This window comes from Citrobacter sp. Cpo109 (assembly GCF_030332565.1).
GTDB classification, from domain to species: Bacteria; Pseudomonadota; Gammaproteobacteria; order Enterobacterales; family Enterobacteriaceae; genus Citrobacter; species Citrobacter portucalensis.
The window spans coordinates 477710-501166 of record NZ_JAOWHQ010000071.1; the positions used below are offsets into that span (position 1 = coordinate 477710).

25 protein-coding genes, 1 tRNA gene and 1 pseudogene are annotated in these 23457 nt (G+C 51.8%); 15 read left to right on the forward strand and 12 right to left on the reverse strand.

The features are described 5' to 3' along the window. Positions 1-3 precede the first annotated feature (3 nt). Both frdC and frdD read left to right on the forward strand, forming a co-directional pair. Positions 4-399 (forward strand): fumarate reductase subunit FrdC, encoded by a 396-nt coding sequence (gene frdC / locus OGY71_RS22925; protein WP_003025537.1) that lies wholly within the window; start codon positions 4-6, stop codon positions 397-399. A gap of 10 nt (positions 400-409) precedes the next feature. Continuing rightward, entirely contained in the window at positions 410-766 is a 357-nt protein-coding gene (gene frdD, locus OGY71_RS22930; protein WP_003025535.1) for a fumarate reductase subunit FrdD, read from the forward strand. A 41-nt stretch (positions 767-807) separates the two neighbouring features. Here the strand turns inward: frdD and ampR are convergent, their stop codons facing one another. Continuing rightward, on the reverse strand, positions 808-1683 hold the full coding sequence (gene ampR / locus OGY71_RS22935; protein WP_003830523.1) for a LysR family transcriptional regulator AmpR: 876 nt from the start codon (positions 1681-1683) through the stop codon (positions 808-810). Between the two features lie 131 nt (positions 1684-1814). Here ampR and OGY71_RS22940 point away from each other — a divergent pair, with 131 nt between their 5' ends. Together OGY71_RS22940 and OGY71_RS22945 are read left to right on the forward strand one after the other, a co-directional pair. Continuing rightward, positions 1815-2960, forward strand: a complete 1146-nt coding sequence (locus tag OGY71_RS22940) for an extended-spectrum class C beta-lactamase CMY-2 (RefSeq protein ID WP_000976514.1) — start codon at positions 1815-1817, stop codon at positions 2958-2960. A 93-nt stretch (positions 2961-3053) separates the two neighbouring features. Then, a complete protein-coding gene (locus tag OGY71_RS22945; RefSeq protein ID WP_001221666.1) occupies positions 3054-3587 on the forward strand; it encodes a lipocalin family protein in 534 nt (177 codons plus the stop codon). Here OGY71_RS22945 and sugE read toward each other — a convergent pair. Beyond that, positions 3584-3901, reverse strand: a complete 318-nt coding sequence (sugE, locus tag OGY71_RS22950) for a quaternary ammonium compound efflux SMR transporter SugE (RefSeq protein WP_000118520.1) — start codon at positions 3899-3901, stop codon at positions 3584-3586. The genes OGY71_RS22945 and sugE overlap by 4 nt on opposite strands. A gap of 256 nt (positions 3902-4157) precedes the next feature. Between sugE and OGY71_RS22955 the strand changes: the two genes are divergently transcribed. After that, entirely contained in the window at positions 4158-4757 is a 600-nt protein-coding gene (locus tag OGY71_RS22955) for a LuxR C-terminal-related transcriptional regulator (RefSeq protein WP_003830562.1), read from the forward strand. Positions 4758-4787: 30 nt separating this feature from the next. Here OGY71_RS22955 and ecnB read toward each other — a convergent pair whose 3' ends face one another. From ecnB to efp, 3 genes are all read right to left on the reverse strand, one after another. Then, positions 4788-4934 (reverse strand): lipoprotein toxin entericidin B, encoded by a 147-nt coding sequence (ecnB, locus tag OGY71_RS22960; protein ID WP_003025482.1) that lies wholly within the window; start codon positions 4932-4934, stop codon positions 4788-4790. A 107-nt stretch (positions 4935-5041) separates the two neighbouring features. Beyond that, positions 5042-5176 (reverse strand): lipoprotein antitoxin entericidin A, encoded by a 135-nt coding sequence (gene ecnA, locus OGY71_RS22965; RefSeq protein ID WP_003830568.1) that lies wholly within the window; start codon positions 5174-5176, stop codon positions 5042-5044. A gap of 57 nt (positions 5177-5233) precedes the next feature. Further along, on the reverse strand, positions 5234-5800 hold the full coding sequence (efp, locus tag OGY71_RS22970) for an elongation factor P (protein WP_003025478.1): 567 nt from the start codon (positions 5798-5800) through the stop codon (positions 5234-5236). 41 nt (positions 5801-5841) lie between these two features. Here efp and epmB point away from each other — a divergent pair, with 41 nt between their 5' ends. Continuing rightward, positions 5842-6870 (forward strand): EF-P beta-lysylation protein EpmB, encoded by a 1029-nt coding sequence (epmB, locus tag OGY71_RS22975; RefSeq protein WP_003830570.1) that lies wholly within the window; start codon positions 5842-5844, stop codon positions 6868-6870. A 184-nt stretch (positions 6871-7054) separates the two neighbouring features. Further along, complete coding sequence (gene yjeJ / locus OGY71_RS22980; RefSeq protein WP_003830572.1) at positions 7055-7918, forward strand: YjeJ family protein; 864 nt, start codon at positions 7055-7057, stop codon at positions 7916-7918. Positions 7919-8096: 178 nt separating this feature from the next. On the opposite strand, the gene OGY71_RS22985 is transcribed toward yjeJ, so the two are convergent. From OGY71_RS22985 to OGY71_RS22995, 3 genes are all read right to left on the reverse strand, one after another. After that, a complete protein-coding gene (locus OGY71_RS22985) occupies positions 8097-8450 on the reverse strand; it encodes a DUF4156 domain-containing protein (RefSeq protein WP_003025468.1) in 354 nt (117 codons plus the stop codon). 252 nt (positions 8451-8702) lie between these two features. Next, the gene (gene groL, locus OGY71_RS22990) at positions 8703-10346 is read right to left on the reverse strand and encodes a chaperonin GroEL (RefSeq protein WP_003830576.1); all 1644 of its coding nucleotides are present in this window, start codon (positions 10344-10346) and stop codon (positions 8703-8705) included. Positions 10347-10389: 43 nt separating this feature from the next. Further along, positions 10390-10683 (reverse strand): co-chaperone GroES, encoded by a 294-nt coding sequence (locus tag OGY71_RS22995; protein WP_000027827.1) that lies wholly within the window; start codon positions 10681-10683, stop codon positions 10390-10392. Positions 10684-10958: 275 nt separating this feature from the next. Here OGY71_RS22995 and yjeH point away from each other — a divergent pair, with 275 nt between their 5' ends. Further along, complete coding sequence (gene yjeH / locus OGY71_RS23000; protein WP_286613756.1) at positions 10959-12224, forward strand: L-methionine/branched-chain amino acid transporter; 1266 nt, start codon at positions 10959-10961, stop codon at positions 12222-12224. Between the two features lie 49 nt (positions 12225-12273). Here yjeH and OGY71_RS23005 read toward each other — a convergent pair whose 3' ends face one another. Continuing rightward, complete coding sequence (locus tag OGY71_RS23005) at positions 12274-12750, reverse strand: FxsA family protein (RefSeq protein WP_003025457.1); 477 nt, start codon at positions 12748-12750, stop codon at positions 12274-12276. A 338-nt stretch (positions 12751-13088) separates the two neighbouring features. Between OGY71_RS23005 and aspA the strand changes: the two genes are divergently transcribed. The 7 genes and pseudogenes from aspA to OGY71_RS23040 all read left to right on the forward strand — a co-directional run bounded on the left by aspA (position 13089) and on the right by OGY71_RS23040 (position 20366). Next, positions 13089-14525 carry an aspartate ammonia-lyase gene (aspA, locus tag OGY71_RS23010; protein ID WP_003830668.1) on the forward strand — a complete coding sequence of 479 codons (1437 nt, stop codon included), beginning with the start codon at positions 13089-13091 and terminating at the stop codon, positions 14523-14525. Positions 14526-14640: 115 nt separating this feature from the next. After that, positions 14641-15942, forward strand: coding sequence for an anaerobic C4-dicarboxylate transporter DcuA (gene dcuA / locus OGY71_RS23015; protein ID WP_003830670.1), 1302 nt, complete (start codon positions 14641-14643; stop codon positions 15940-15942). A 128-nt stretch (positions 15943-16070) separates the two neighbouring features. Beyond that, positions 16071-16418, forward strand: coding sequence for a divalent cation tolerance protein CutA (gene cutA, locus OGY71_RS23020; protein WP_003025447.1), 348 nt, complete (start codon positions 16071-16073; stop codon positions 16416-16418). Continuing rightward, on the forward strand, positions 16394-18103 hold the full coding sequence (locus OGY71_RS23025; protein WP_063941668.1) for a protein-disulfide reductase DsbD: 1710 nt from the start codon (positions 16394-16396) through the stop codon (positions 18101-18103). Before cutA ends, OGY71_RS23025 begins: the two co-directional genes overlap by 25 nt. A 36-nt stretch (positions 18104-18139) precedes the next feature. Continuing rightward, a complete protein-coding gene (locus tag OGY71_RS23030) occupies positions 18140-18715 on the forward strand; it encodes a transcriptional regulator (RefSeq protein ID WP_008785982.1) in 576 nt (191 codons plus the stop codon). Positions 18716-18867: 152 nt separating this feature from the next. Further along, positions 18868-18943: transfer RNA gene (locus OGY71_RS23035), tRNA-Phe, on the forward strand. Between the two features lie 163 nt (positions 18944-19106). Further along, positions 19107-20366, forward strand: a pseudogene (locus tag OGY71_RS23040) (tyrosine-type recombinase/integrase). Positions 20367-20551: 185 nt separating this feature from the next. Here the strand turns inward: OGY71_RS23040 and OGY71_RS23045 are convergent. From OGY71_RS23045 to OGY71_RS23055, 3 genes are all read right to left on the reverse strand, one after another. Further along, entirely contained in the window at positions 20552-21436 is an 885-nt protein-coding gene (locus OGY71_RS23045) for an integrase domain-containing protein (protein ID WP_286613758.1), read from the reverse strand. A gap of 926 nt (positions 21437-22362) precedes the next feature. Then, positions 22363-22569 (reverse strand): helix-turn-helix domain-containing protein, encoded by a 207-nt coding sequence (locus OGY71_RS23050; RefSeq protein WP_286613786.1) that lies wholly within the window; start codon positions 22567-22569, stop codon positions 22363-22365. A 2-nt stretch (positions 22570-22571) separates the two neighbouring features. Then, entirely contained in the window at positions 22572-23033 is a 462-nt protein-coding gene (locus OGY71_RS23055; RefSeq protein WP_063941671.1) for a hypothetical protein, read from the reverse strand. Positions 23034-23457: the final 424 nt, after the last annotated feature.

Genomic DNA, 23457 nt, shown 5'->3' on the forward strand with positions numbered 1-23457 from the left:
ACGATGACGACTAAACGTAAAGCCTATGTGCGGCCAATGACGTCCACCTGGTGGAAAAAGCTGCCATTTTATCGTTTTTACATGCTGCGTGAAGGCACGGCGGTTCCGGCAGTCTGGTTCAGCATTGAACTGATTATCGGCCTGTTTGCACTCAAGCATGGTGCAGAGTCCTGGATGGGCTTTGTCGCCTTTTTGCAAAACCCGGTGGTGGTAATCCTTAACATTATCGCCCTGGCAGCAGCGCTGCTGCATACCAAAACCTGGTTTGAGCTGGCGCCAAAAGCTGCCAACATCATCGTAAAAGACGAAAAAATGGGGCCAGAGCCGATCATCAAAGGTCTCTGGGCAGTTACTGTGGTTGCGACAGTAGTCATACTGTTTGTTGCCCTGTTCTGGTAAGGAGTCCGGAATGATTAATCCAAATCCAAAACGCTCTGACGAACCCGTATTCTGGGGCCTGTTTGGTGCAGGCGGTATGTGGAGCGCAATCATTGCGCCGGTAATGATCCTGCTGGTAGGCATTATGCTGCCGCTGGGCTTTGTTCCTGATGCTTTCAGCTATGAACGCGTACTGGCATTCGCTCAGAGCTTCATCGGACGTGCGTTTCTGTTCCTGATGATCGTTCTGCCGCTGTGGTGTGGTTTACACCGTATGCACCACGCGATGCATGACCTGAAAATCCACGTGCCTGCTGGCAAATGGGTATTCTACGGACTGGCAGCAATCCTGACCGTTGTAACGGCTATTGGTATTCTGACCATCTAAGTACATGCGTTAATAATCAGGCCCGCCATTGGCGGGCCTTTTTATTTGTGCAGCACTCCTGTCAACCAACGGGAAAATTCACGCATCGCGGGTGTCTCCGGACGCGATTGCAAACGCGTTATCCAGTAACTTCCCAAATCAATCTGCGTTAAAAACGGTTGAACGATTCGTTCCCTACTGAGTAAATGCGTGAACATTCTGACTGGCGCAATTGCCACACCGATCCCCGCCTGCGCGGCTTCCAGCATGGTGACGGACGAATCAAACACCACCACGTTGTGCGTCGGTGACGGAGGCGCCTCTCCGGCGGCCTGCATCCAAAGCGTCCATTCATCCCGCCGATACGATCGTAATAACGGAAATTTCAGGATGTCCGCAGGCGTTTGAATCTGCGAAGCCAATGTTGGCGAACACAGTGGAGACATCAGCGCGCTACATAAATATTGCGCGTCGGTATCGTGCCAAGCTCCCCCTCCGTAGCGAATGGTATAATCCAGCCCTTCGGCAGCGGGATCCACGCGGTTATTATGGGTAGAAATATGCAAATCAACATGCGGGTAACTGCGCTTAAAATCGCCCAGTAGAGGAAACAGACACCCAACCGCAAAGGTCCCCACCACGCCAATTTTAAGTTTTTCCTGGGTGTGTTTGGTAGCAAAACGATCCAGCATCCCCGCCATACGATCGAAAGAGTCATTAAGTACAGGTAACAGACTTTCCCCTTCAGTCGTCAACATTAATCCACGAGAACCGCGCACAAAAAGCTGACAATTTAGCTGCTGCTCCAGCGCTTTTACATGCTGACTGATGGCAGAATGCGTCACGTTGAGCTCAATCGCGGCGCGGGTAAAACTGAGATGTCTGGCGGCGGCTTCAAAAGCCCGCAGCGAGTTAAGAGGGATATAGCTACGCGTCATCATCCGGCCTGTTAGAAAAACTTATATCTGCTGCTAAATTTAACCGTTTGTCAACACGGTGCAAATCAAACACACTGATTGCGTCTGACGGGCCCGGACACCTTTTTGCTTTTAATTACGGAACTGATTTCATGATGAAAAAATCGTTATGCTGCGCTCTGCTGCTGACAGCCTCTTTCTCCACATTTGCTGCCGCAAAAACAGAACAACAGATTGCCGATATCGTTAATCGCACCATCACCCCGTTGATGCAGGAGCAGGCTATTCCGGGTATGGCCGTTGCCGTTATCTACCAGGGAAAACCCTATTATTTCACCTGGGGTAAAGCCGATATCGCCAATAACCACCCAGTCACGCAGCAAACGCTGTTTGAGCTAGGATCGGTTAGTAAGACGTTTAACGGCGTGTTGGGCGGCGATGCTATCGCCCGCGGCGAAATTAAGCTCAGCGATCCGGTCACGAAATACTGGCCAGAACTGACAGGCAAACAGTGGCAGGGTATCCGCCTGCTGCACTTAGCCACCTATACGGCAGGCGGCCTACCGCTGCAGATCCCCGATGACGTTAGGGATAAAGCCGCATTACTGCATTTTTATCAAAACTGGCAGCCGCAATGGACTCCGGGCGCTAAGCGACTTTACGCTAACTCCAGCATTGGTCTGTTTGGCGCGCTGGCGGTGAAACCCTCAGGAATGAGTTACGAAGAGGCAATGACCAGACGCGTCCTGCAACCATTAAAACTGGCGCATACCTGGATTACGGTTCCGCAGAACGAACAAAAAGATTATGCCTGGGGCTATCGCGAAGGGAAGCCCGTACACGTTTCTCCGGGACAACTTGACGCCGAAGCCTATGGCGTGAAATCCAGCGTTATTGATATGGCCCGCTGGGTTCAGGCCAACATGGATGCCAGCCACGTTCAGGAGAAAACGCTCCAGCAGGGCATTGCGCTTGCGCAGTCTCGCTACTGGCGTATTGGCGATATGTACCAGGGATTAGGCTGGGAGATGCTGAACTGGCCGCTGAAAGCTGATTCGATCATCAACGGCAGCGACAGCAAAGTGGCATTGGCAGCGCTTCCCGCCGTTGAGGTAAACCCGCCCGCCCCCGCAGTGAAAGCCTCATGGGTGCATAAAACGGGCTCCACTGGTGGATTTGGCAGCTACGTAGCCTTCGTTCCAGAAAAAAACCTTGGCATCGTGATGCTGGCAAACAAAAGCTATCCTAACCCTGTCCGTGTCGAGGCGGCCTGGCGCATTCTTGAAAAGCTGCAATAACTGACGATGAGGCCCAGGATATTGGGCCTCCTTTCTTTCTCTTTTTTTCCTGTTGTCATCTACACTTAACAAAAATACAGCAAGGAAAATCCCATGCGCATTTTGCCCGTCGTTGCTGCAGTTACGGCTGCATTCCTGGTTGTCGCGTGCAGCTCCCCGACACCGCCGAAAGGCGTTACCGTGGTAAATAACTTTGATGCCAAACGCTATCTGGGAACCTGGTATGAAATTGCGCGCTTCGACCATCGTTTCGAGCGCGGGTTGGATAAAGTGACCGCAACGTACAGCTTGCGCGACGACGGCGGCATCAACGTTATTAATAAGGGCTATAACCCTGACAGGGAGATGTGGCAGAAAACGGAAGGGAAAGCCTATTTCACCGGCGACCCAAGCAGAGCCGCGCTTAAGGTTTCGTTCTTCGGCCCCTTCTATGGCGGGTATAACGTAATTGCACTCGACCGGGAATATCGTCACGCGCTGGTTTGTGGTCCGGATCGCGACTACCTGTGGATCCTTTCACGGACCCCTACTATTTCAGATGAAATGAAACAGCAAATGTTAGCCATCGCGACCCGGGAAGGGTTTGAGGTGAATAAACTGATTTGGGTGAAACAGCCCGGCGCTTAGTGAGTGCTCAGCTTCAGACCAATAATGCCAGCAACGATCAGCCCAAGGCTCAGCAAACGTGCCGGGCTGGCAGACTCACCCAGCAGCAAAATTCCTGTAATGGCCGCCCCAACAGCGCCAATACCGGTCCAGACCGCATAAGCGGTTCCTACAGGCAACGTGCGCATTGCCCAGGAGAGCATGGCGATACTGACGATCATCGCCGCAATAGTGATAATGCTTGGCGTAAGACGCGTAAAACCGTGGGTGTATTTCAGGCCAATCGCCCAGACGACTTCGAGCAAACCTGCAATTAATAAAACGATCCAGGACATATCAGGCTCCAGAACAATGGGGCCGTCCCCGGTGAAAGAAGCGTTTGCAGGTCGTCCTGCAAAGCTGATGTGTGAAATGGCATTTTTGCCCGGAAGAAAATGAATTTCAACCTTTTTATTCACTGCCTGCTAAAAGCAAGAATTAAGCATAATTAGCGGCGTAGTTCCCGCATTTGGCACTCATCGGAGTTCTCTATGATGAAGGGCTTTCTGAAACCAGAAAGTCGATTGCCCCTCTTCTGAATGCGAAACGTTTATGCTTAAAATTTTAGTGATTGACCGGTGCCACTTTACCCGCACAGGGATAGAGGCCTTGCTTAATCATTCTGGCAGGTTCAGCTCCTCATTTCTGGTATCAGGAATCAATAATCTCCTGTTAGCAAAAGAGCATATTTTGCAATGGAAACCGCATCTGGTGATCGCGGATTTATACAGTTTTATTAGCGAGACGCACTCCAGTCCGCCAATTAAACCTTTTTTTATGAGTTGTGGCGTCATCCCACTAATTTTACTGCAATCAGCAGACAGACAGCATGCCCCCATCGTGCCCTCTCAATCCGTAGCCCATTCGGTCTTGACCAAGCACACCACGCTGAACACACTCTCCCACACAATTCAGGAAGCGCTTCAGGTTCGCCCCGCATTAGAAATAGCCAAAAATGCCACGCCTTTGCTTACGCCGCAGGAGGAGAAAGTATTATCAATGTGGATGGATGGTGTGAGTAACAATGCCATTGCCGCCGCGCTCAGCATTCATGGCAAAACGGTCTACACCTATAAGCGGAATATCCGTATGAAACTGCACCTGGGGAACCGCTTCTCGCCGTTCCTTTCACTCCCAGGGAAGGGTGATTAACGGTACGACACGACGTCGTACCGTTCTTCATTATTGCTGAGCTTTTGTCGCTGCACCAGAAATGGCGCTACCGCCTTCAGAAATATCCTGTCCTACGCCTCGTGTGGTATTACACGCGGTTAAAACGGAAGAAAGTACCAACACAGAAAAGATCGCAGCAATTGTCTTCTTAACCATAACGTCTTCCTTTTCTAGCCAATATTGTTTGTGTATAGCTACTTAATAATAGACAAGATCCGGGAGTGTGATGGATAAACAACCGTTTTTAAGACTATATGAAAGGATTAGCTGGCGGCGTGAGAAATTGAATTGCCAAGATGTTTTATGTCTTCACCGAAGCCGCGCGCGGTATTGCATCCCGTCAGGAGGGTGCTGGTGAAAAGGAGTAGCATTACAAGACCGAGAAGACGTTTCATCATTCCTGCCCTGGAAAAAGTATGGCGCAGCAACCTGCGCCATAAGATCAAATGGAAGACTTATTTTACGCGAGAAACGTATTCGCCGGAGCGGGTATCCACTTTGATCACTTCGCCGATCTGTACGAACAGCGGAACTTTAACGACTGCGCCGGTAGACAGGGTAGCCGGTTTGCCGCCAGTACCAGCGGTATCGCCTTTCAGACCTGGGTCGGTTTCAACAACTTCCAGCTCAACGAAGTTCGGCGGAGTTACGGAGATCGGCTGACCGTTCCACAGGGTCACGATGCATTCAGCCTGGTCCAGCAGCCATTTAGCGTTATCGCCTACCGCTTTCTCGTCAGCAGCCAGCTGTTCGAAAGTGGTGTTATTCATAAAGTGCCAGAACTCACCGTCGCTATACAGGAAAGTCAGGTTCATGTCGGCTACGTCTGCGCCTTCAGCGGAGTCAGTAGACTTGAAGGTTTTCTCTACGCGAGTACCGGTCAGCAGGCGACGCAGCTTAACGCGCGCAAACGCCTGGCCTTTACCTGGTTTAACGAATTCGCTGGCTTCAACCGCATAAGGTTCGCCGTCCAACATGATTTTAAGACCAGCACGAAAATCGTTGCTATAGTACGTTGCCATAAGGCCCTCTGAAAATTGTTAACTGGTAGCTAAGCCACAAAATGGCGCATATTGTAACCCTAAATACCCCATCCAGAGAAGATTGGTTATCGCAACTTGCCGATGTTGTGACCGATCCCGATGAACTTCTGCATCTTTTGAATATAGACGCAGATGAAAAACTGTTGGCCGGACGCGACGCGAGACGGCTTTTCGCCCTGCGCGTGCCGCGCGCGTTTATTGCCCGCATGGAGAAAGGTAACCCGGACGATCCGCTTTTGCGTCAGGTACTTACCTCCCAGGAAGAGTTTGTTGCCGCGCCAGGCTACTCAACCGACCCGCTGGAAGAACAGCACAGTGTGGTTCCCGGTCTGCTGCATAAATATCGCAATCGGGCACTGTTGCTGGTCAAAGGCGGTTGTGCGGTGAATTGTCGCTATTGCTTCCGTCGACACTTCCCATATGCCGAAAACCAAGGCAATAAGCGCAACTGGCAGGTCGCTCTCGACTACATTACCGCGCATCCTGAGCTGGATGAAATCATCTTCTCTGGTGGCGATCCGTTAATGGCCAAAGACCACGAACTGGACTGGTTGCTCACGCAACTGGAAGCCATTCCGCACATTAAACGCCTGCGTATTCACAGCCGTTTGCCGATAGTGATCCCTGCGCGCATTACCGAAGGACTGGTCGAACGTTTTGCGCGCTCCTCTCTGCAGATTCTGCTGGTCAATCACATTAACCATGCCAATGAAGTTGATGAGACGTTTCGCCAGGCGATGGGTAGTCTGCGCGCCGCGGGCGTTACGCTACTCAACCAAAGCGTATTGCTGCGTGGCGTGAACGATAACGCACAAACCCTGGCTAACCTTAGCAACGCACTATTTGATGCCGGTGTGATGCCCTATTACCTGCACGTGCTGGATAAAGTACAGGGTGCCGCCCACTTTATGGTCAGCGATGATGAAGCACGTCACATTATGCGTGAACTGCTGACACTGGTTTCCGGTTACATGGTCCCCAAACTGGCGCGTGAAATTGGCGGAGAGCCAAGTAAAACGCCGTTGGACCTGCAGTTACGCCAACAATAACCATTATTGAGTGTCCGATTCCGGACACTCGCTATCGATCACGATTATTTAATATCCCTGCAGGTGGAGCCGCACTTTTAATATGTGCTATTTTAACTCGCAGCGCGCAATTAGTTATTTGCAAAAAATATAAATCAAGTCAAATCTAGATTTTCAATAAATATATGGTTAGGGAGAACCTTTGATGGCTATAAGTATTAAGGGTGTTAATACCGGCGTTATTCGTCAAAAGAATGAATTTGTTGCCTTGGCATTGAAGATTAAAGAACCAAGAAATAAAGAGTCGCTGTTTTTTCTCTCTCCACTTGGACTTAGAGACCTGCTTATCGCGCTGGAGAGCCGGCTGTTCGCCATTTCTCAGCTAAACAAAGACGAGCGTATGCAATATGAAAAGACATGCGATAAAGCCAGCAAAAAAATGCACGAGAATATTCCGTCAATTCAGGAAGATGAACTAAAAAATGCGGATATTAACCGTCGCATAAATTCGCTGATGTTAGTGGATGACAAAGGCGAGAATTTAACATTTTCTCTGACGTTACATGACGGACAAACATGCGAATTACTGGTTAATGAATTACAGATTCAGGTGTTGGCGCATGCAATTATTCACGCAATAAATAATGCTGGCATGAGAGAACTCGCGCTACGAATAACATCGCTGCTGGATTTCCTGCCGCTGTACGATGTTGATTGTCAGCAAAACGACAATCTGGAATACGACTCTTATACACAACCCGAATGGAAACATAACCTGTTTAATCATTATCTGGCGATTATTTACCGCTATAAAGATGATAAAGGAAAAGCCCAGTTTTGTGGTTCGGTAGTGAAAACTCGCGCCCTTTCCGGTAGCAAAGAAGCCGAAGCCATTACTCGCCGCCTTCTCGACTTCAGCCCGCGGCTGAAAAAACTTGCCGGTGTACCGTGCCAGGTGTTTGTCAGAACGTTGACGGGTGATAAGGCGCAAAAGCTCAATCAGGATCAGTGCCTGCGCGCACTGCATCATTTACGCGTTCAGTCTGCGCATAAAACTCAGAATGCCTGATGGCGCTGCGCTTATCAGGCCTACGATTGCATGAGCCTGTCCAGGCCACTTTATTACACAAAATCATTCAATCTGCATCGCGGCGGCAAGCGAAGAAATCCCCAGGAGCATAGATAACTATGTGACTGGGGTTTCATAGCGCAGTCAACAAAGAGGCAGCTTGAAGGATGAAGTGTAATCAGTTAGGGCACTTATAAACCTGACCAATCATCTCACTGGCGGTAGGAACAAAGCTGGACAGCATTCCCTGCGATGGGCTGCTGACGCCATAAATCACGTTACCGCCCATTGCCGCAGCCTGGTTACGCAGATCGTTTGCTGCGCCACGCATTGAGCCGCCCTCTTCGCCGTGCTGGCCTGAAAGCCAGTTGCTTTGCTTACCGGTTGCGGTGCCTATCAATTGGCACTCTGCACCAGGCTTGTCTTCAACAAAACGTACGCTTTGCCCGGCAGAACTCAGTTCGTTGCTGGAGCTACAACCCGCCATCAGTAGCGCGGCACCAACGATCCCTGCTAAATATTTCACGTGCATGTCATTCCCCATAATCAATTAGTTGGACGTTTTGTCCGTAGCTGAATCATATACTAAAAAGATGACCAAAAGAAAAACCCCCGGACATTTCTGCCCGAGGGTTTCTCAATTCTGGGAGATGAGCACCCAAATCATTCTGGTTGCAGGAAGGCGGCCAGTTTGTTAATCCCCAGGAGCTTACTCAAGTAAGTGACTGGGGTTAGCAAACGCAGCCAACGCATCTGCGGCCTGAAGGATGCAGGGTGTGGGCAATTACATCATGCCGCCCATACCACCCATGCCACCCATACCGGCAGCACCTAAGTCAGGCGCATCGCCTTTCGGCAGGTCGGTAACCATGCACTCGGTGGTGATCATCAGACCCGCAACAGAAGCCGCGTACTGCAGAGCAGAACGAGTTACTTTGGTTGGATCCAGGATACCCATGTCGATCATGTTGCCGTATTCTTCAGTTGCAGCGTTGTAACCGTAGTTACCGTCACCAGCTTTCACGGTGTTAGCCACTACAGACGGCTCTTCGCCGCAGTTCAGTACGATTTGACGCAGTGGGGATTCCATTGCGCGCAGCGCAACTTTGATACCTACGTTCTGGTCTTCGTTCTGACCTTTCAGGCCGGCAATTTTAGACGCTACGCGAATCAGCGCAACACCACCACCAGCAACCACGCCTTCTTCTACCGCAGCACGGGTTGCGTGCAAGGCATCTTCAACGCGGGCTTTCTTCTCTTTCATTTCAACTTCAGTCGCAGCACCAACTTTGATTACCGCAACGCCGCCTGCCAGTTTCGCTACGCGCTCCTGCAGTTTTTCACGGTCGTAGTCAGAAGTTGCTTCTTCGATCTGCTGACGAATCTGAGTTACGCGACCCTGGATTGCAGCTTCATCGCCCACGCCATCGATGATGGTGGTGGTATCTTTGTTGATAACAACGCGTTTCGCCTGACCCAGATCTTCCAGAGTTGCTTTTTCCAGCTCCATACCGATCTCTTCAGAGATAACGGTACCACCGGTCAGGGTAGCGATATCCTGCAGCATTGCTTTACGACGATCGCCGAAGCCTGGTGCTTTAACTGCAGCGACTTTCACGATACCGCGCATGGTGTTAACAACCAGAGTTGCCAGCGCTTCGCCTTCAACATCTTCAGCGATGATCAGCAGCGGTTTGCCTGCTTTCGCTACAGCTTCCAGAACCGGCAGCATTTCGCGGATGTTGGAGATTTTCTTGTCAGCCAGCAGGATGAACGGGCTTTCCAGCTCTACTGCGCCAGTTTCCGGCTTGTTGATGAAGTAAGGAGACAGGTAGCCACGGTCGAACTGCATACCTTCAACCACGTCCAGTTCGTCCTGCAGACCGGTACCGTCTTCAACGGTGATCACGCCTTCTTTACCGACTTTGTCCATCGCTTCAGCGATCAGTTTACCTACGGTTTCGTCGGAGTTAGCGGAGATGGTACCAACCTGAGCAATAGCTTTAGAGTCGGAGCACGGTACGGACAGTGCTTTCAGTTCTTCAACTGCAGCAGCGACAGCTTTGTCGATACCACGTTTCAGATCCATCGGGTTCATGCCCGCAGCAACGGCTTTCAGACCTTCAGTGATGATGGACTGAGCCAGTACGGTTGCGGTGGTGGTACCGTCACCTGCAGCGTCGTTCGCTTTAGAGGCAACTTCTTTCACCATCTGCGCACCCATATTTTCGAACTTGTCTTCCAGTTCGATTTCACGTGCTACGGAAACACCATCTTTAGTGATGGTCGGTGCACCGAAAGATTTATCCAGAACTACGTTACGGCCTTTTGGACCGAGGGTAACTTTCACTGCATCTGCCAGTACGTTTACGCCGCGCAGCATTTTCACACGAGCGTCGTTACCGAATTTTACGTCTTTAGCTGCCATTTTCTCTTTCCCTTAAATTCGTATGTTCAGTGTCGTTCGCGGATTAGGCTTCAACAATCGCCAGGATGTCGCTTTCAGACATGATCAACACTTCTTCATTGTCGATCTTCTCAGATTTAACACCGTAGCCATCGTTGAAAATAACGATATCGCCGACTTTCACGTCCAGCGGCTGTACGGTACCGTTGTCCAGGATGCGACCCTTACCGACAGCGATGATTTCGCCACGAGTTGATTTACCTGCTGCAGAACCAGTCAGTACGATGCCGCCAGCAGATTTGGATTCAACTTCTTTACGTTTGACGATCACACGATCATGTAACGGACGAATACTCATTGATAGCTCTCCTTTGAGAAAGTCTTTATCAGTTATGGGTGACGCCGGCCCGTAAACGGTTTCCCGGCTAGTGACCAGAGAGATGGGGATGGGGTTTTGTGCCTTCAAGGGGGCAAGCGAAAAAAATTTTTTATCAGCAGAAAATCCCGTCAAAACGCCGACGCACCTCACATTTCATAACGATTTCAGTCACGTCGTCATAAGCAAATCTGATTGTGATACCATCAAAAATCTGCGCTGTAGCCCGGTCAATGGGCATAACCGGATAACAACTTATGAGCGGACTGAAACAAGAGCTGGGACTGGCTCAGGGCGTTGGCCTGTTGTCTACATCATTGTTAGGTACAGGCGTTTTTGCCGTCCCCGCGCTGGCCGCACTGGTTGCGGGCAACAACAGCCTGTGGGCATGGCCGGCGCTGATTGTTTTGGTCTTTCCCGTAGCGATTGTCTTCGCCGTACTGGGTCGTCATTTTCCCAGCGCAGGCGGTGTGGCGCATTTTGTCGGCATGGCCTTTGGTTCGCGCCTGGAGCGCGTCACCGGATGGTTATTTTTGTCGGTCATTCCTGCCGGCTTGCCTGCGGCATTGCATATCGCCGCCGGATTCGGTCAGGCGATGTTTGGCTGGCATGACGAGCAGCTTTTGCTGGCTGAGCTCGGTACGCTGGCATTGGTTTGGTACATCGGCTCCCGCGGCGCAAGCTCCAGCGCGAATCTACAAACGGTCATTGCCGGGCTGATTGTTGCCCTGATTGTTGCTATCTGGTGGGCGGGCGATCTGACACCTGGCGAAATCCCCTTCCCTGCGATTACCGATATTGAGCTTCCAGGCCTGTTCGCCGCGTTGTCGGTCATGTTCTGGTGCTTTGTCGGCCTTGAAGCGTTTGCTCACCTGGCGTCTGAATTCAAAAATCCGGAGCGAGACTTCCCACGCGCACTGATGATCGGCCTGCTGTTGGCGGGGTCTGTTTATTGGGCATGCACCGTTGTCGTTCTCCATTTTGGTGCCTACGGCGAGCAAATGGCGGCCGCAGCGTCGCTGCCAGAGATCGTCGTGCAACTGTTTGGCGTACAAGCTCTGTGGGTCGCCTGCATCATTGGTTATCTGGCCTGTTTTGCCAGCCTCAACATTTATATACAAAGCTTCGCCCGGCTGGTCTGGTCGCAAGCGCAGTATAAGCCGGAGAGTTATCTGGCTCGTCTGTCCCCCCGCCACCTTCCGCGCAATGCGCTTAACGCCGTATTGGGCTGCTGCGTAGTCAGTACTCTGTGCATCTATATGCTGCAAATCAATCTCGATGCGTTAATCGTCTACGCCAACGGCATCTTTATTATGATTTATTTGTTGTGCATGTTGGCGGGGTGTCGATTACTGAAAGGGCATTATCGCGCACTGGCGGTCATTGGTGGTCTGCTGTGTCTACTGCTACTGGCGATGGTCGGCTGGAAGAGTCTGTACGCGTTGATTATGCTGGCAGGACTGTGGCTGTTTTTACCCCGCAGGCCAGATAAGGCAACGTTGACGCCATCATCCGGCCTATAAACACTTTTGCCGGATGGCGCTAACGCTTATCCGGCCTACATACTGATGCTTAATCCCGGCGATCGTCTTTATGTTCGATGCTGTCGCGCTTGTCATCCTTGCGCTGAAATTCACCATCAAAAGTCTCACCGCCGCCCGTTCCGGCGCTAAAACCACCGCCAGGCATACGCGAAAAACGCAAATGTGGCAGCAGTTTCATCGTCAGATGTTTTTGCACCGGGGGTAATAAAAGAAGAAGACCGAGGAAATCGGTGAAAAATCCGGGCAGCACCAACAGCAGACCGGCAATAATCAGCGATACGCTTTTGATCATTTCTGCAGCCGGACTTTCACCTGCCGCCATTTTCTGTTGCATCAGTAAAAAGTTCTTAAATCCCTGATTACGAACCAGAGACATACCGATAACCGATGTAAAAATAACCAAAATCAGCGTCATCAGGACGCCCATCACATGGGCAACCTGAATGAAAATAGATATCTCTATGTAAACATAGAGAAAAATGGCAAGTAATGGTATCCAGCGCAAAGGGATCTCCTGTTAATAACAGCCGTTTTGTTCAACTTCTGTTCGAAAAATTATGTTAATCGCATCGATTTGATATTGTGGTGGTTAGCAAAATTTCAAGTGGCTTGTACACTAATATTTAGGGTTAATCACAAAGGGGTGATCCATTTCACAGAATAATAAATAAGGGGTAAATTCCACGCTTTAAGTGATCCAGATTACGGTAGAAATCCTGAACCAGCATATGATCTCGGGTATCAGACCGATGCAGGGGATAATCGTCGGTCGAGAAACAATCGAAATCACATATATCCTGTGTGTTTAGTCAAATCATTGGCAGCTTGAAAAAGAAGGTTCACATGTTAAACAACATTCGTATCGAAGAAGACTTGTTGGGTACCAGGGAAGTTCCAGCGGACGCCTACTACGGTGTCCACACTCTGAGAGCGATTGAAAACTTCTACATTAGCAACAACAAAATCAGCGATATTCCTGAATTTGTTCGCGGTATGGTAATGGTTAAAAAGGCAGCGGCTATGGCCAACAAAGAGCTGCAAACCATTCCTAAGAGTGTGGCAAATGCCATCATCGCGGCGTGTGATGAAGTCCTGAATAACGGAAAATGCATGGATCAGTTCCCGGTAGACGTTTACCAGGGTGGTGCGGGTACCTCCGTCAACATGAACACCAACGAAGTTCTGGCCAATATCGGTCTGGAACTGATGGGTCACCAGAAAGGTGAATATCAGTACCTGAACCCGAACGACCACGTTAACAAATGTCAGTCTACCAACGACGCATACCCAACTGGCTTCCGTATCGCTGTATACGCATCCATCATCAAACTGGTTGATGCACTGAACCAGCTGCGCGAAGGCTTCGAGAAAAAAGCTGTTGAATTCCAGGACATCCTGAAAATGGGTCGTACCCAGCTGCAGGATGCTGTACCGATGACCCTCGGTCAGGAATTCCATGCTTTTAGCGTACTGTTGAAAGAAGAAGTGAAAAACATTAGCCGTACCGCTGAGCTGCTGCTGGAAGTTAACCTCGGCGCGACAGCAATCGGTACTGGTCTGAACACGCCGAAAGAGTACTCTCCGCTGGCAGTACAGAAACTGGCTGAAGTCACCGGCTTCGCCTGTGTTCCGGCAGAAGACCTGATTGAAGCAACTTCTGACTGTGGCGCATACGTTATGGTGCACGGCGCACTGAAACGTCTGGCTGTGAAGATGTCCAAAATCTGTAACGACCTGCGTTTGCTCTCCTCTGGTCCGCGTGCAGGTCTGAACGAGATCAACCTGCCGGAACTGCAGGCTGGTTCTTCTATCATGCCAGCTAAAGTGAACCCGGTTGTTCCGGAAGTCGTAAACCAGGTGTGCTTCAAAGTCATCGGTAACGACATCACTGTAACCATGGCATCTGAAGCTGGTCAGCTGCAGCTGAACGTAATGGAGCCGGTCATTGGTCAGGCAATGTTTGAATCCATTCACATTCTGAGCAACGCTTGCTACAACCTGCTGGAAAAATGCGTTAGTGGTATCACTGCTAACAAAGAAGTCTGTGAAGCATTTGTATTCAACTCCATCGGCATCGTTACTTACCTCAACCCGTTCATTGGTCACCACAACGGCGACATCGTCGGTAAAATTTGTGCCGAAACCGGTAAGAGCGTACGTGAAGTTGTCCTGGAGCGCGGTCTGTTGACCGAGTCTGAACTGGACGATATCTTCTCTGCACAGAACCTGATGCACCCTGCTTATAAAGCAAAACGTTATACTGATGAAAGCGAACAGTAATCGTGTAGGGTAGTACCGGAGAAGGCACGTCATGATGACGTGCCTTTTTTCTTACTCGAAGTTACTTAAAAACAACAATTTAATATCAACTTGTTAAACAACAAGGAAGGCTAATATGATAGTTTTAGAACTTATCATCGTTTTGCTGGCAATCTTTTTAGGTGCCAGACTTGGGGGTATCGGTATTGGATTTGCAGGTGGGCTGGGTGTTCTGGTTCTCGCCGCTATCGGCGTAAAACCCGGTAATATCCCGTTCGATGTTATTTCCATCATCATGGCGGTTATCGCTGCCATTTCAGCTATGCAGATTGCAGGTGGTCTGGACTATCTGGTTCATCAAACTGAAAAACTGCTGCGTAAAAACCCGAAATACATCACGATCCTTGCACCTATCGTGACCTATTTCCTGACCATCTTCGCAGGTACCGGCAACATCTCTCTGGCAACGCTGCCAGTTATCGCCGAAGTTGCGAAAGAACAAGGGATCAAACCTTGCCGCCCGCTCTCTACTGCAGTGGTTTCTGCACAGATTGCGATTACGGCGTCTCCAATCTCCGCAGCCGTGGTTTACATGTCTTCCGTAATGGAAGGTCATGGCATCAGCTACATTCATCTGCTGTCCGTGGTCATTCCGTCCACCCTGCTGGCTGTTCTGGTCATGTCCTTCCTGGTAACTGCACTGTTCAACTCCAAACTGTCTGACGACCCGATTTATCGTAAGCGTCTGGAAGAAGGCCTGGTTGAACTGCGTGGTGAAAGACAAGTTGAAATCAAAGCTGGCGCAAAAACTTCTGTTTGGTTGTTCCTGCTGGGCGTGGTTTGTGTCGTCGTATATGCGATCGTCAACAGCCCAAGCCTCGGTCTGGTCGCTAAACCGCTGATGAACACCACCAACGCAATCCTGATCATCATGCTGAGCATCGCGACGCTGACCACGATCATCTGCCGCGTTGAAACTGACTCCATCCTGAACTCCAGCACTTTCAAAGCCGGTATGAGCGCCTGTATTTGTATCCTGGGTGTTGCATGGCTGGGTGATACCTTCGTATCTCACAACATTGACTGGATCAAAGATACTGCAGGTAGCGTAATTCAGGGTCATCCGTGGCTGCTGGCTGTCATCTTCTTCTTTGCTTCTGCACTGCTGTACTCTCAGGCTGCAACCGCTAAAGCACTGATGCCGATGGCTCTGGCTCTGAACGTTTCCCCACTGACTGCTGTTGCGTCTTTCGCCGCGGTTTCTGGCCTGTTCATTCTGCCAACCTACCCAACTCTGGTTGCGGCAGTTCAGATGGATGACACCGGTACAACTCGCATCGGTAAATTCGTCTTTAACCATCCGTTCTTCATCCCGGGTACTCTGGGTGTGGTTCTGGCTGTCTGCTTCGGCTTCTTGCTGGGCAGCTTCATGCTGTAAGTTTTTCCTGCAGGGTGCCTGGGCGCCCTGCAGTTCCTCCTCCCCACCCCGCTTTAACTAACATCCTTCCCTCGTCCGTTGTATAGTGACCACTCTTTTGCTGGTTACTCTGTTCTTTCGAGGTGTTTATGCTTGATGTAAAGAGTCAGGATATTTCCATCCCCGATACCGTTGTGGTGCTCTGTACCGCCCCGGATGAAGCAACCGCCCAGGATCTCGCCGCCAAAGTGCTAGCGGAGAAGCTGGCTGCCTGTGTGACCCTGCTACCCGGTGCGACCTCCCTCTACTATTGGGAAGGCAAACTGGAACAGGAATATGAAGTCCAGATGATTTTAAAAACCACCGTCACACACCAGCAAGCCCTTCTCGATTGCCTGAAGTCACATCATCCGTATCAAACGCCTGAACTTCTGGTTTTACCCGTCACTCACGGAGACTTTGATTACCGCTCATGGCTCAACGCATCCTTACGCTGATCCTGCTGCTGTGCAGCACATCTACCTTTGCCGGATTATTTGACGCGCCTGGCCGCTCGCAGTTTGTTCCTGCCGATCGGGCGTTTGTTTTTGATTTTCAGCAAAACCAACACGATCTGAACCTCACATGGCAGGTTAAAGATGGCTACTATCTGTATCGCAAACAGATAAGCATTGCGCCATCTCAGGCCGATATTGCTGAGGTAAAACTACCGCCAGGCGTCTGGCATGAAGATGAGTTTTACGGCAAAAGTGAGATTTACCGTAAACAGCTGACTGTCCCGATCACGGTCAATCAGGCTAAGTCTGGCGCAACATTAACGATCACATACCAGGGCTGCGCCGACGCCGGATTTTGCTATCCGCCAGAAACAAAAACGGTGCCATTAAGTGAAGTGTCTGCCGGTTCTGCGGCGGCCCCTGCGCCAGCCCCAGCCACTGCAGATCCGCAAGAGAAACCGCAGCCCACGGCCCAACTCCCCTTCTCCGCGCTGTGGGCATTGCTGATCGGAATTGGTATCGCATTTACGCCTTGCGTACTGCCGATGTATCCGCTGATTTCCGGTATCGTACTGGGTGGCAAGCAACGCTTATCAACCGGACGGGCATTGCTGCTGACGTTTATCTACGTTCAAGGGATGGCGCTCACCTATACCGCGCTGGGTTTGGTTGTTGCAGCCGCCGGTTTGCAGTTCCAGGCCGCGCTTCAGCATCCCTACGTCCTGATTGGCCTTGCCGTCATCTTTACGCTGCTGGCTCTGTCGATGTTTGGCCTGTTCACGCTGCAACTGCCCTCATCGCTTCAAACGCGCCTCACGCTAATGAGTAACCGCCAGCAAGGCGGATCTCCCGGCAGCGTCTTTGCGATGGGAGCGATTGCTGGCCTCATCTGTTCTCCTTGCACAACGGCCCCGCTAAGCGCGATTTTGCTGTATATCGCTCAGAGCGGGAACATGTGGCTGGGAGGCGGCACACTGTATCTGTATGCTTTGGGGATGGGATTCCCCCTGATGCTGATTACCGTATTTGGCAACCGCCTGCTGCCTAAAAGTGGCCCATGGATGGAACATGTCAAAACCGCTTTTGGCTTTGTCATTCTGGCGCTTCCCGTCTTCTTACTCGAACGTATCGTTGGCGACGAGTGGGGCGTTCGCTTATGGTCACTGCTAGCCGTCGCGTTCTTTGGCTGGGCGTTCATCACCAGCCTACAGGCAAAGCACGCCTGGATGCGTATCGTGCAGATTGTCCTGTTAGCCGCAGCACTGGTAAGCGTGCGTCCATTGCAAGACTGGGCGTTCGGCGCACCACATGCTCAAACCCAGGCACATCTTAACTTCACGCCGGTGGCATCGGTAGATGCGTTAAATCAAGCACTGGCGCAAGCTAAAGGCAGGCCAGTCATGCTGGATCTGTATGCCGACTGGTGTGTAGCCTGTAAGGAATTTGAAAAGTACACGTTCAGTAATCCGCAGGTTCAGCAAGCGCTAGGCAACACGGTGCTATTGCAGGCAGATGTGACAGCAAACAATGCCCAGGATGTCGCTCTCCTGAAACATCTACAGGTTTTAGGTTTGCCGACTATCTTGTTCTTTGATGCCGAGGGGAAAGAGCACCCGGAAGCTCGGGTTACGGGCTTTATGGATGCCGCGACCTTCAGCGCACATTTGCGCGATCGCCAACCGTGAGCGACACTTGCAACAGGAAATACGGAGGAGAATACCGTGCAACGTGAAGATGTCCTGGGAGAAGCCCTGAAATTACTTGAGGTGCAAGGGATAGCCAATACCACGCTGGAAATGGTGGCCGAACGCATCGATTATCCTCTGGATGAACTGCAGCGCTTTTGGCCCGATAAAGAGGCCATTCTGTACGATGCGCTACGCTACCTCAGCCAGCGGGTGGATATCTGGCGGCGTCAGCTTTTGCTGGATGACACGCTGAGCGCTGAGCAGAAATTACTGGCGCGCTACACTGCGCTGTCCGAATGCGTGAGCAATAATCGCTATCCCGGCTGTCTGTTCATCGCCGCCTGTACGTTTTACCCCGATCCCGGGCATCCGATCCATCAGTTAGCCGATCAGCAAAAAAAGGCGGCACATGACTTCACCCATGAGCTGCTGACTACGCTGGAAGTTGACGACCCGGCAATGGTCGCCAAACAGATGGAACTGGTGCTGGAAGGCTGCCTGAGCCGCATGCTGGTTAATCGTAGCCATGCTGATGTCGAAACGGCACACCGCCTGGCTGAAGATATCCTGCGCTTTGCCCAGTGCCGAATGGGCGGTGCGCTGACCTAAGCGAGCATTACCTGTTTTCGTCGCCTCTGCCGGATAGATTTGTGCAAACTTCAGGCATAACCATGCAGATTGCCGCAATATTAAGCGGTTGAACAATGTTTCCAGAAATTTGATTGACTGACAGACGTGAATACGGTTTAATGCGCCCCGTTGCCCGGATAGCTCAGTCGGTAGAGCAGGGGATTGAAAATCCCCGTGTCCTTGGTTCGATTCCGAGTCCGGGCACCAAAATTTAGTTTCATGGCGTTCTTATAAGTCCTGAAACATTAGAAAATCAGTAAGTTAAAGAAACCTGATGGTGCTGAAAAGTTCTGTCAGGTTTTTTGACATCCAGAGTTTTTGGGGGCTTAATTGGGGGTCTGTTGGTTCGATAAACTCTGGAGCCCCCGCTATGCCACTCACCGATACCGCCATCCGTAACGCCAAGCCCATCGACAAACCTTACAAACTCAGCGATGCGCAGGGCTAATACCTGCTGATTAAGCCCAACGGTTCTAAACTCTGGCAACTTAAGTACCGCTTTGGCGGCAAGGAGAAGAAGCTGGCGTTTGGCGCTTACCCAACCGTTACGCTGGCAAATGCGCGTAAGCTGCGTGAAGAGGCCCGCGCCGTACTCAGCGCAGGCGACGATCCGGGGGTAAAAAAGCAGCAGGAGAAGCAGGCAAAGAAAAGCGGTAATACCTTTGAAGAAATCGCCCGTAAATGGGTGGCAGGTAATATCCGCTGGACGGAGGCACACGCCGCCAAAGCCCTGCGCTCGCTGGAGCTGCACGTATTTCCGCTGATTGGCAGGATCCCCGTTGCCGACCTGAAAACCGCCGATCTGCTGATCCCGCTGCGGGTGGCGGAGAGAAAGGGCAATCTGGAGACCGCCGCGCGGATCCAACAGCGCACCACCGCGATCATGCGCTATGCGGTGCAGGAGAGTCTGATCGCCAGCAATCCGGCTAACGATCTGACAGGCGCCATTGCGCCGCCGCCGAAAAATCACTACCCCGCCCTGCCGCTGGAGAAAATGCCAGAACTGCTGGAGCGCTTCGAGAGCTATTCCGGCAGGCTGTTAACCCGTCTGGCGGTACAGCTTAACCTGCTGATCTTTATTCGCTCCAGTGAACTGCGTTTTGCCCGCTGGACGGAGATCGATCTGGATGGCGCAATGTGGACTATCCCCGCCGAACGTGAGCCGATCCCGGGTGTGCGCTATTCAGAACGCGGCGCAAAAATGAAAACGCCGCATCTGGTGCCACTGTCAAAACAGGCGGTCACGGTGTTGAAACAGCTAAAACTGCTGTCCGGCAACAGTGAACTGCTGTTTCCCGGCGACCACGATCCGCGTAAGCCGATGAGCGAAAACACCATCAACAAGGCGCTGCGGGTGATGGGCTATGACACGAAGGTGGACGTGTGTGGTCACGGCTTCCGCACGATGGCCTGTAGCGCGTTGATCGAGTCCGGGCGCTGGTCGAAAGACGCCGTGGAACGGCAGATGAGCCATCAGGAGCGTAACAACGTTCGCGCCGCGTATATCCATAAGGCGGAGCACCTCGACGAGCGCACGCAGATGATGCAGTGGTGGTCAGACTATCTCGACGCCTGTCGGCAGAAGTTTGTTGCGCCATACCGGTATGACAAGCAGGTTCAGGTGGCCTAATCCCGTTAACGCGCCACGCAGGAAAGCAGATCTCAGTGGATCTGCTTTTTTATTTGCGCCAGCCCCAAATCCATTGAGCTGCGCCAGTTACAGCCCTTTGGCCTTTTCCGGTCTGGCGCTGTTACCCTTAGCGCTCCTTTACTCCTGCGGCCTTTTGCTTTTCATGATTGCACCAGATCAGGAAATTATTCCTCTTCTTCCCATCGTCCGTAAACCTGCGCCACATACCGCCCGCGCCCGTCGCCGTGGCCCAGATCCATTGAGGTCAGCGCCAGCGCTTCTTTGTCGCTAAATCCCTGTGCCAGATAGTGGCGGAGCGCATCCTGCGTCCACGCATAGCGCAATGAGTGCGGGGTATAAATCCCCGTCAGCCCGGCCTTCACTATTTCTTTGCGCCAGTAATTCATCGCTTTCTGGAGATTGGGCCGGTCAATCAGCCTGCCGTTACGTTCTTCTGCAACAGTTAAGGCATTTTCCAGCGCTTTTTTCACTGCGCCAGTATCCTGAATAATGGTTTCACGCGGACGATGGCCTTTGGTGCCAAACACCACCGTCAGCCGGGTCTCGCCGCGTTCCAGTGCCTGTATCCACGTTTTCAATGACTGACAGCACTGTACCGCTTCCTGCGAGCGTAGTCCCATCAGCCTTGCCAGCTCCAGCGTCGCCGCCAGCCCTGCGTCTTTATCACGGACGGCTTCCAGCACCTTGCCGTAATACTCCGGCGTGATGGCCCGGTTGGTGCCGTTACGGGATGCGCCAGCCAGCCCTAATGATTTATTGGTCAGCCGCGAATGTTCCACCACCTGCTTACGCCCGGCCTGTTGCAGCACGCCACGCAGCGCGGCCATTTCATTTTGCAGCGTCCGTTTACCGATTTCCTGCGCCAGTCGCGCCTGAATATAGCATTCGATATGGCGAACCTTGATCTGCTCCACCCGCTGGATCTGGATATTCAGCGAGCGTAAATGGCGGCTGAACCGCTGCACAATGTGAATGCGGTCATCCACCGTTTTAAAACTGCCGCCCGCTTTTTTCGCCAGCGCCTTCATTTCACTACCCAATTTGCCCATAGCTCCCCCTTGCCGCTGTTAAAAGGCACAATCTGGCCCCGGCGTATGCTGTGTGGCTGCGCCAGAACGATACCTTCACGCCGGGGTGGCAGGTTGTTGAGGTGTAGGGAGTTTCAGACTGTACGCGGTACAGGCTGCCTGCGTGAGCAGGAAATTCTCCGGGGCGTCATGCCCCCCTCGGTATCGATCTTTTTCTCCTTTTCTGAACCGACAGCGACCTGAAAACGGTGTGTCAGTGCGGGGGATTGAGGGCGCTGGCCAGATTTTCCGTGGCTTGCGTCGGCGTGGTGGAACGGCGTCACTTGCGCACGCGTTGCGGGACTCAAGTGACGCCCGGTCAGGTGTCGTGCTCTGAAAGAGCCAATTCTGGTGCAGGTTTACGGTCACGCGGCAGCAAAGCCGGACGTCTTTGCAGGCCGCAGCCCGTAACGTAAAGGGCGCTGATGTGGCAGCAGGTGCTGGATTTACCGGAAAGTTTCCGGTGCGGTGAAACATTGACCAGAGATCTGGCGCAGGTAAGAGGCGCTGAAATTCAGCAGGTGTAAGTGAGCCGTGAAATCGGGTGATTTCCGGTTGATTGGAATGACAGCCGATGAACTGGCGCAGCTAAAGAGTGTATCTGAGCCTCCGCCGCGATGTTCTGCGACCCGGTGTTTGCAGAGGTCTGCACCGGTAAAGGGATCAACCGTCCTGACGGAACAGGTGCTTCTTTCAGGTTGCGAAGCAAAGGGCGCTGTCAACGACAGCATAGAGCAGAAGGGAGATTACACCCGGTTTGCACGGATGAAAAGGGGAAACCTTTTTTCCGGGAATTGAGTTGGTTGTGGATTTTTTCGTCATTCTGTGAATGACAGCCTGCCGCGCTTCGCTTGTCTTCTCCCGATCTTCCGCCAGCATAAGCTGACAGAAGATCGGGAGAGTCTGTTTTAACGTGGTCTGAGATAACGGGAAGGCCAGATTTGCACACCTAACTCTTCGGCGATCAGCCTCTCACCCTTGGGCCAGTGCCTGATCAGCGCATTTGCCAGCGTGGAGGACGCCAGCCCTGATTTGCGGGAGACCGCGGACAGCGACGTCCCCTGCTTTTTCAGCGCCGCGATAATATCGGCGGAATGCCAGTCCGGCTGCATCATGATCATGCCGCCTCCCCGTCAATAAACTTCACGCCGTCGGCAGTACGCAACCAGCGCGGCGCTTTCATTTCCGCCGCGAAGTAGTTGATCAGGTCGTACAGCAGATAACTCAACTGTTTCTCCTTTTCAGAAGAAAATCCCTGCTCCGCCAGCGTCTGTGTCAGGGCAAGGCAGTAGCTACAAAGCTCTGTGCATTCGGGCCCAAACTGAGGGGAGTTTGCCGGGAGAGTATCAACAGTCAGGCTTTCAACAAGATGGGGCGGGACGGGTTCTAACAGCGTGGGCTGGAGCAGCGTCAGAGCGGCGTTGAGTCTGCCGCAGATCGCCATTTTTAACGCGACATCTTTACTTTCAATCAGGGTTTCGGCGAAGTTTTCGCAGTGGCTGGCAAGGACGGTGAAGTCCGTGGTGGCATTGAAGGGAACAGCAAGTAACGGATGTGTTTGAGTGGGGATCGTAGCCATAGTGGCAGCCTCCAACAAAAGTTGATAAACCACCACCTGAGAGGTCAATCTCGTGGGTGGTGGAACTGGACGGAGTTGACCTTACCGGCTTTGTTGGCAACCGGCGCACCTTGCGGTGCCCCCGCCCAGCCCACCATTGAGGTATAGCCGTGCGTACGACATAAAAAAAGACGCAGGCGCGTCAATATGTCGCCAACAAAATATATTCAGGAGGTCAATCCCGGCACCTGAATTTGCAGGTGCGAATGAAGGATACTGCGATTAGCGGTTAACAGCAAGCGAGGTTATGGAAGACAGATCGCAAACAGAAAAACTGTCTTTAAATTGTACACCCATCTCAAAATAGATAATTATCAATAAATTAGTGTGACATCAAATTATGCTTCTCCATTCGTTATTAACATAAACTTCCTTTGCATGTTAA

What these genes read in the sequence shown, in the direction of transcription:
- sugE (WP_000118520.1), bottom strand. Translation starts at nt 3,901, where the DNA reads ATGTCCTGGATCGTTTTATTAATTGCAGGTTTGCTCGAAGTCGTCTGG.
- yjeH (WP_286613756.1), top strand. Translation starts at nt 10,959, where the DNA reads ATGAGCGGACTGAAACAAGAGCTGGGACTGGCTCAGGGCGTTGGCCTG.
- ecnA (WP_003830568.1), bottom strand. Translation starts at nt 5,176, where the DNA reads ATGATGAAACGTCTTCTCGGTCTTGTAATGCTACTCCTTTTCACCAGC.
- OGY71_RS23050 (WP_286613786.1), bottom strand. Translation starts at nt 22,569, where the DNA reads ATGATGCAGCCGGACTGGCATTCCGCCGATATTATCGCGGCGCTGAAA.
- OGY71_RS22995 (WP_000027827.1), bottom strand. Translation starts at nt 10,683, where the DNA reads ATGAGTATTCGTCCGTTACATGATCGTGTGATCGTCAAACGTAAAGAA.
- OGY71_RS23045 (WP_286613758.1), bottom strand. Translation starts at nt 21,436, where the DNA reads ATGGGCAAATTGGGTAGTGAAATGAAGGCGCTGGCGAAAAAAGCGGGC.
- ampR (WP_003830523.1), bottom strand. Translation starts at nt 1,683, where the DNA reads ATGACGCGTAGCTATATCCCTCTTAACTCGCTGCGGGCTTTTGAAGCC.
- efp (WP_003025478.1), bottom strand. Translation starts at nt 5,800, where the DNA reads ATGGCAACGTACTATAGCAACGATTTTCGTGCTGGTCTTAAAATCATG.
- epmB (WP_003830570.1), top strand. Translation starts at nt 5,842, where the DNA reads ATGGCGCATATTGTAACCCTAAATACCCCATCCAGAGAAGATTGGTTA.
- OGY71_RS23025 (WP_063941668.1), top strand. Translation starts at nt 16,394, where the DNA reads ATGGCTCAACGCATCCTTACGCTGATCCTGCTGCTGTGCAGCACATCT.
- dcuA (WP_003830670.1), top strand. Translation starts at nt 14,641, where the DNA reads ATGATAGTTTTAGAACTTATCATCGTTTTGCTGGCAATCTTTTTAGGT.
- frdC (WP_003025537.1), top strand. Translation starts at nt 4, where the DNA reads ATGACGACTAAACGTAAAGCCTATGTGCGGCCAATGACGTCCACCTGG.
- OGY71_RS22955 (WP_003830562.1), top strand. Translation starts at nt 4,158, where the DNA reads ATGCTTAAAATTTTAGTGATTGACCGGTGCCACTTTACCCGCACAGGG.
- OGY71_RS23055 (WP_063941671.1), bottom strand. Translation starts at nt 23,033, where the DNA reads ATGGCTACGATCCCCACTCAAACACATCCGTTACTTGCTGTTCCCTTC.
- OGY71_RS22945 (WP_001221666.1), top strand. Translation starts at nt 3,054, where the DNA reads ATGCGCATTTTGCCCGTCGTTGCTGCAGTTACGGCTGCATTCCTGGTT.
- OGY71_RS22940 (WP_000976514.1), top strand. Translation starts at nt 1,815, where the DNA reads ATGATGAAAAAATCGTTATGCTGCGCTCTGCTGCTGACAGCCTCTTTC.
- frdD (WP_003025535.1), top strand. Translation starts at nt 410, where the DNA reads ATGATTAATCCAAATCCAAAACGCTCTGACGAACCCGTATTCTGGGGC.
- groL (WP_003830576.1), bottom strand. Translation starts at nt 10,346, where the DNA reads ATGGCAGCTAAAGACGTAAAATTCGGTAACGACGCTCGTGTGAAAATG.
- aspA (WP_003830668.1), top strand. Translation starts at nt 13,089, where the DNA reads ATGTTAAACAACATTCGTATCGAAGAAGACTTGTTGGGTACCAGGGAA.
- cutA (WP_003025447.1), top strand. Translation starts at nt 16,071, where the DNA reads ATGCTTGATGTAAAGAGTCAGGATATTTCCATCCCCGATACCGTTGTG.
- yjeJ (WP_003830572.1), top strand. Translation starts at nt 7,055, where the DNA reads ATGGCTATAAGTATTAAGGGTGTTAATACCGGCGTTATTCGTCAAAAG.
- OGY71_RS22985 (WP_003025468.1), bottom strand. Translation starts at nt 8,450, where the DNA reads ATGCACGTGAAATATTTAGCAGGGATCGTTGGTGCCGCGCTACTGATG.
- ecnB (WP_003025482.1), bottom strand. Translation starts at nt 4,934, where the DNA reads ATGGTTAAGAAGACAATTGCTGCGATCTTTTCTGTGTTGGTACTTTCT.